The following is a 6,266-nucleotide window of genomic DNA, read 5'->3' as shown; positions in this document are numbered from 1 at the left end:
GTCTAGTAGGCTTACTGTGCTCAGGCGTCGGTTGGAGAGAGCTCGCTTGAAAGTAGCCCTGGAGATCTAAGGAGGGAAAACCCCGATCTTCGGAAATGGCCTGCAGTCTTGTTTATGTCTGATCGATTTCCTTTGTCTTTGAGGTTTTCCTAAAGCGGCGAGGACATAACTGGCTATGGTCCGTCTGCACGACCGAAGGCACGCTGATCATGACGGGTTCAAGAAGCAGCCGAACCGCCGCCAGCTACGAAACCGGTAGGGCGCTTTTTCTATTGCTGCTGAGTGCGCCGTACCGGTTGCGGTTTTCGGCTCCAGTGATTCACGTTGATGAGGGGGGCTCGCTCAGGGCGTTCGCTTCCACCCAGACTTTAGCCCATGCGTGTATCCGATACAGCATTTGATGCCGTTAGCCATGGCCGTATCGCGTCTAACGGCGAAACGACACGGCGCGTTCGCCTTAACTGAAGGCAAAGGTGAGCAGAATCGACCAGAGCAGCGCGAGGCTGGCCGCGCTCAGTGCCAAACAGTTTCACACAAGTGCGCATGAAACACACTCTCGCAATGGAATAGTGCGCTCGGATTTGGCTAGCTGCGGATGATGCAACTAGAGCTCGACGTAACCGAGGGCATGGGCGTTCTTGTGCGCAGCGCGGCGAAGGGTATTACCGAGCCAGAAATTGTAAATGAATTCGCCGATCTGGTTCGCAACTGGGAAGCAGCGCGTGAACACTTCGGTCGCAGGCACCCACGGTGGTGTGCGACGCGTCAAAAAGGTTGGTACCTTCGGGCTGAGCAGGGGCCGCCGAAAAGATCGCTCGCTGCCATTACGCCAATGCTTCTTTTGCTACCGGGAAGCTTCGCATCGGGCTGGCGGGCGGAGTAGCGCTAACGCAGACGTGCTAAGCTTTCGGAGCTTCCGCGCAGACCGCGATTTGAGCTTAATTGCAGCGTGTTGCTAAAATATGCGCAGAAATTCTGCGCCGTGTTCCGCAATTTTACGCCTTTTACATCGCCCCTTGCCGTTAACCTCTAACCATGGTGACGCGGGGATTGGTGACTATAGCCTCCAAGGAGCGCGCGTGTCCTGTTTAGTGCTCGCTTGAGTGCAGGGGACGACGGATAAGCGTGGGGTGCAACAACTTCCTCCGGGGAATCGGGATGAATTCGTCCACGGCTGAGTCGGAAGGTGAGAAAAAATACTGGTTGCTGCTCCTGGTGCCGGCGCTCTTTACCCTTATTATTTTTCTGTTGATCCCAGTCGGCATCGTCCTGCGGATAAGCTTCTATGCTGGCAGCACGACCATCGGAGCAGAAGGTTACTCGCTCGATCAGTACGTGAAGTTCTTTGGGAACTCGCTGTACTTGTCGGTGCTTGGGGAGACAGTGACCTACGCGCTGATTGTTTGCCTTGGATGCTTGGTTCTTGGTTTTCTTGTTGGCTATTCCCTCGCCCGCCACCCACCAGCTAAACGTCGGCTACGCGTGCTAATGGTGATCGTACCTTTGACATTGAGTCTAGTAGTGGTTGTATTTGGATGGCTAGTGCTGTTGGGTCGGCAAGGCTTGGTCAATAATATTCTTTTGTGGCTGGGGATCGTGTCTAGTCCGCAGCAGCTACTATTCAATCGTACTGCAGTTGTAATCGTTCTAATTCAGCAATTTTTGCCATTCATGATCCTTTCTGTGATGAATGTTGTCATGCAAATAGATCCTGTTCTTGAGCAGGCTTCGACGAGTCTGCGTGCAAATCGCGTGCGAACATTCATAAAAGTAATAATTCCTCTCTCAACACCAGGCATCCTGGCAGGATTGTCTCTGATTTTCGTAATGGCCGTTTCTGCATTTGTGACTCCGCGGCTGGTTGGCGGGCCACGTGCCCAAATGGTTGGTGGATTTATTTATGATCAAATCCTGACGACATCGAATTGGCCATTTGGCGCCGCGATGGCCTTCATTCTGCTCGCTGTAGGGTTCGGACTTATGGCGGCCCTAAACGCGACCATCATTCGTCCGCTCACGAGAGACCTCCATGTTCGGTGAAAATATGGACAGAATACTGGCTGGGGTAGGCAAGCTAGTTCGTGCGCTCGTGTATCTTACGCTCATACTTCCCGGCGTTATCGTAGTCGCGACTTCCTTTTCATCGGGGGACGCGATGCGGTTCCCGCCGAGGGGCTTCTCCTTGCGTTGGTACTACGCGTTTTGGGAGAGCTCACTCTTCATCGACTCGCTGACTCTAAGTCTGAAAGTGGCTGCGCTTGCGACAGTCCTATCCCTTCTGATCGGCTTCGCAGCAGCCTTTGCAATCGAACGGCACAACTTCTCGGGTCAAGAGCTCATACGAGGTTTTATCCTTTCTCCGCTGTTGATCCCAGCAGTGGTCTTGGGCCTTGGGCTGATGCAGCTGCAAGTCTGGATCGGCCTAAGTGAAACTTTCCTTGGCCTACTCATCGGACATGTGGTCGTGATGCTCCCCTATGTCGTCCGCACGCTGTCGGCCAGTATGATTCGATCGGAATCTCGAACAGGCCGCAATGAGCTTGCGGGCAACGCCAGCGACGGTTCTGAGAACAATAACAATCCCGCTGCTTGCACCGGGCATAATTTCCGCTGGCGTGTTCGCATTCGTCACATCCTTAGGAAATGTCAACCTCTCAACGCGTCGCGCTTGCCCGAGCGCTTGCCCTTCAGCCGACAGTGCTCCTTCTCGATGAACCCTTCTCCAACCTTGATGCACAACTTCGCGTACGTCTTCGTGAGGACCTGTATAGTCTGATCTGCAGTCTGGAAATGACCACGCTCTTTGTGACCCACGATCAAGACGAGGCCCTCACGCTCGCCGACCGTATTGTCGTCATGAACAAGGGCGCGGTGGAGCAGATAGGTAGCCCGGAGGAGGTCTACGATGCTCCGGCGACGCGGTTCGTCGCTGAGTTCATCGGACAATGCTCTCTCTTGGAGGGGCAGATTCTCGACGAAGGCAAGTTTAGAACCGATGACGGGTTAGCTGCCAGCTTCCGCCCAGGCAGGAAGGGCTACCGCCGTTATCAGGCCAGAGAATGTAAAGAAGGCGCACGAGATGCCGGGAGTGCCCGCTCACCGGGCGACGATCGAGGCGAGTGACTATCACGGTGCTCTTACCCGACTCCAGCTTCGCCTTGAGGGCTCCAAACTGGTCATGGATACCCAGTTTCCCGTTGGCCAAAAGCCCAAGCCTGGGGAGCAGATCGACGTCGCTATTGACCCAGCAGGCCTCCGTTTTGTGCCTCCAGTTCAATGACGTGTGGGGCGGATTTGCCCAACCATCACGCCGAGCCTTCGCAAACCAGGAATTGCATAGGAGGAGTTCATGAGAAGACGAGACTTTCTTGCACTAGGTGCCGCCTCGGCTCTTGCGGCGGTGGCAGCGCCAGCAGTGCACGCTCAGCAGAAGAAGTTTTCCGGAGTGACGCTTCGGATCAATGGCTACGGAGGCACCTACGATAAGGCTCTCATTGAGGGCGTGGCGAAGCCTCTTGAAGAAAGCACCGGCCTCAAGATCGAATATATCCCCTCGAGCCCTTCTGCCGACATAGCGAAGCTTCTTTCCAATAAAAGCAACCCGCACATTGATCTTTTGATGGCGGATAGCCCGCTCATACCTCAGGCCATTGCGGGAGGCATATTGGAGACCTTCGTCGCTTCAGATGCTCCCAATCTTTCGCGTGTCCTTCCAGGTTTTCGTGAATTCGGCGACTACGGTGCGCCATTTAGCGTTGCGTCGATCGTGCCCGTCTACAACTCGAATACGGTTAAGCCGCCGCTGACCTCCTTTTCGGACATCGCTCGGCCCGACTTGAAGGGGAAGGTTTCGACCATGCCCGCCAATAACTATACGGGGTGGATGGTCTTGCTTGCTCTTGCCGAAGGCAATGGCGGGTCGTTGGCGAATATGGATCCAGCTTTCAAAATAATCGCCGCAGCAAAGGACAACATTGTCGCGACACCTCCCAACTCCAGGCCTTTACACATGGTGAGGCGCAGGCAGGTACGTTGTGGGATGGTCGGGCCTATGAGGCGCGGAAATCGGGAACGCCATTGGAAACGGTTGTCGCGCGAGAGGGCATTTACGCCGTCACTTCTTACACGAACCTCGTGCGAGGATGTCGCAACAAGGAGGCTGCACTAGCCTACATCAATCAGCTTCTTTCCGATCAAGGCATGCTCGCCGTCCCGAAAGCGCTCCGCTACGGGCCCACCACTGATGTGGCGCTCGGCGATCTCGCGGCGGACGTCCTTATCAATTCTCGGGAGCGGGCGGCATTGAAGAGGCCGATCGACTGGAGGGCCTTCATGGAGCAAGGCGGAGCGCTCGGAGAGAGGATGACCAAGGAGCTAAGAGGCTAGCAATTCCAAGCCTGCGGGGGATCACCTCCGCATCAACGTTTGGATCGTTAGTCTTTTTCGATTTCGCGGGCCCCTTTCGGGGTTCTGGCGAAGCTGGCCACGCCGCCGCGAAAGGTAAGTCGCTCCGATCTTCGGAAAGAACCGAATATGCGCGCATTGGTCCAATCCAGAACACAACAGAAAAGCCCAGTATTTCACGGAAGGAGTTGAAACTATGGCAATGCCAAAAGGCTCGCAGGCGTTCCCCCGCTCTGAGTATCTACGAAGATTGACTGCCGTTAAGTCGGAGATGGAGCGACGTGAGGTTGAAGTGCTGGTGGTCACGACCCCAGCCAACATCACATACCTTTCAGGATACACGTCAAAGTCCGGATATGTGCCTCAAGGTTTGGTCGTGTCTTTAAAGGATGAAGAGCCGACCTTCATTACACGCCGTATGGACGGACCATCGGCAATCCACCAGATGTTTATCGATCGGAGCCATGTGATTGGCTACCCAGAAGCGCTCATCGCCAATCCTGACCAAGACGGATACGATGCGATAATCGACTTCATTTTGGACAAGGGGCTTGGCCGTAAGGGGATCGGCCTTGAAGCGAGGTTCTTGCCGGCTTTGACCGTCGAGAAGTTCAAGTCTCGAGCGGCCGAAGCGAAAATTGTCGATTGCACCAATGCCGTTACCTGGACTCGTGGCGTGAAATCGGATCTGGAAATTGCGATGATGCGCGAAGCCGCCGCCATTTCCGACGCCGGAATGCTCAGAGCGAAGGAAGTTATTCGGACGGGCGTGCGCGAAGCCGATGCATCCGCGGAGATCATTGCGACGCTGGTACGCGGCTCTAACGGTAAGCCCGGCACCGATATCGCGAGCTTTTTTCTGTGCTCTACGCCGCGCACGTCTACGTGTCACATTCGCTGGACCGAGGACGTCTTCCAACAGGGTTCACAGATCAACCTCGAATTTAGCGGTGTACGCCACGGCTATACATCCCCGCTGATGCGTACGATGTCGATTGGCAAACCGTCGGACCATATCCGGCGGCTGCATGAAGGAGAGGTCGCTGGTTTGGAAGCTGCACTTGCCGCGGCCAAGACCGGGAAGACCTGTAGCGATGTCGCGGTGGCTTTCAACACCACGCTTAGAAAGCATGGTTTCGAGAAGGAGTCGCGGTGCGGTTACGCGGTCGGGATCGATTGGACAGAACCGACGGCCAGCCTGAAGGAAGGTGATATGACCATCCTGAAGCCAAACATGACTTTTCACCTCATGCTTGGAAACTGGATCGATGAAGATGTCGGCTATGTGATCAGTGAAACGTTTCGTGTTACCGACGCTGGCGGTGAATCATTCACGAAGTTGCCGCGCGAGCTGTTCGAGGTTTGATTCGGAACGCAACGTCACAACAATTGCTGCCCGCCTGCAGGCACGGCGATCCCGAGCCTGCAGGCTTTGCGTAGAGGATGGCTCAAACCAAATAAGGGGACGAAGTATCGCTCGAGGAATGCTGTAGCGTATCCCCGACTTGGAGCTAGGGACTCGGATGTGCAGTGGTTCTAAAGGGGGGCTAACTGAGAGGCGCCTTTTGCAACAATTTCACGCCCCGATTCCGGCGTTGGCGATCCCTAGCAGGACTCGAACCTGGAACCCGCGGAGTAGAAAACCGCTGCTCCTTTCTCTGGCGTGTGATTGCCACCGAACACTCGCGCTGTAGCGGACCTCCGACTTCAAGCCCCGAGACGTCGGATGCGTCGACCCGCCAACCAGGGGCGCACCTCGCAGTTCGAGTTTTAGCTGTAAGCCATTGATCTGCAATGAGCGAAATTGTATCAGATGAAAAAGTTTCCGTGAGATATCAATGGGAATCGGAAGTCTCTTAATC

At 55.2% G+C, this 6,266-nt stretch carries 6 protein-coding genes and 1 pseudogene; all 7 read left to right on the top strand.

Translation table 11 applies throughout. The features are described 5' to 3' along the window. The first annotated feature begins 1,158 nt into the window (after positions 1 to 1,158). Complete coding sequence (locus tag KIP88_RS40390) at positions 1,159 to 2,040, top strand: ABC transporter permease (RefSeq protein WP_214493704.1); 882 nt, start codon at positions 1,159 to 1,161, stop codon at positions 2,038 to 2,040. Continuing rightward, the gene (locus KIP88_RS40385) at positions 2,030 to 2,776 is read left to right on the top strand and encodes an ABC transporter permease (RefSeq protein WP_214493703.1); all 747 of its coding nucleotides are present in this window, start codon (positions 2,030 to 2,032) and stop codon (positions 2,774 to 2,776) included. Before KIP88_RS40390 ends, KIP88_RS40385 begins: the two co-directional genes overlap by 11 nt. Positions 2,777 to 2,790: 14 nt before the next feature. After that, positions 2,791 to 3,123, top strand: a complete 333-nt coding sequence (locus KIP88_RS40380; RefSeq protein ID WP_214493702.1) for a hypothetical protein — start codon at positions 2,791 to 2,793, stop codon at positions 3,121 to 3,123. Beyond that, positions 3,080 to 3,280: a TOBE domain-containing protein gene (locus KIP88_RS48725; RefSeq protein WP_214493701.1), complete on the top strand. Its 201-nt coding sequence runs from the start codon at positions 3,080 to 3,082 to the stop codon at positions 3,278 to 3,280. The genes KIP88_RS40380 and KIP88_RS48725 overlap by 44 nt, the downstream gene beginning before the upstream one ends. A 69-nt stretch (positions 3,281 to 3,349) precedes the next feature. After that, positions 3,350 to 4,194 (top strand): annotated as a pseudogene (locus KIP88_RS40370) (extracellular solute-binding protein); the annotation flags it as partial. Between the two features lie 6 nt (positions 4,195 to 4,200). Continuing rightward, on the top strand, positions 4,201 to 4,386 hold the full coding sequence (locus KIP88_RS48720) for a hypothetical protein (RefSeq protein ID WP_214493705.1): 186 nt from the start codon (positions 4,201 to 4,203) through the stop codon (positions 4,384 to 4,386). 214 nt (positions 4,387 to 4,600) lie between these two features. Next, entirely contained in the window at positions 4,601 to 5,770 is a 1,170-nt protein-coding gene (locus tag KIP88_RS40360; RefSeq protein WP_214493699.1) for a Xaa-Pro peptidase family protein, read from the top strand. Positions 5,771 to 6,266 lie beyond the last annotated feature (496 nt).

This window comes from Bradyrhizobium sp. SRL28 (assembly GCF_018596315.1).
GTDB lineage: Bacteria > Pseudomonadota > Alphaproteobacteria > Rhizobiales > Xanthobacteraceae > Bradyrhizobium.
This window is presented reverse-complemented; position numbering and strand designations above follow the sequence as displayed.

Coding starts and splice junctions, on each gene's coding strand:
- KIP88_RS40390 (WP_214493704.1), top strand. CDS start 1,159: ATGAATTCGTCCACGGCTGAGTCGGAAGGTGAGAAAAAATACTGGTTG.
- KIP88_RS40385 (WP_214493703.1), top strand. CDS start 2,030: ATGTTCGGTGAAAATATGGACAGAATACTGGCTGGGGTAGGCAAGCTA.
- KIP88_RS40380 (WP_214493702.1), top strand. CDS start 2,791: ATGACCACGCTCTTTGTGACCCACGATCAAGACGAGGCCCTCACGCTC.
- KIP88_RS48725 (WP_214493701.1), top strand. CDS start 3,080: ATGCCGGGAGTGCCCGCTCACCGGGCGACGATCGAGGCGAGTGACTAT.
- KIP88_RS48720 (WP_214493705.1), top strand. CDS start 4,201: ATGCTCGCCGTCCCGAAAGCGCTCCGCTACGGGCCCACCACTGATGTG.
- KIP88_RS40360 (WP_214493699.1), top strand. CDS start 4,601: ATGGCAATGCCAAAAGGCTCGCAGGCGTTCCCCCGCTCTGAGTATCTA.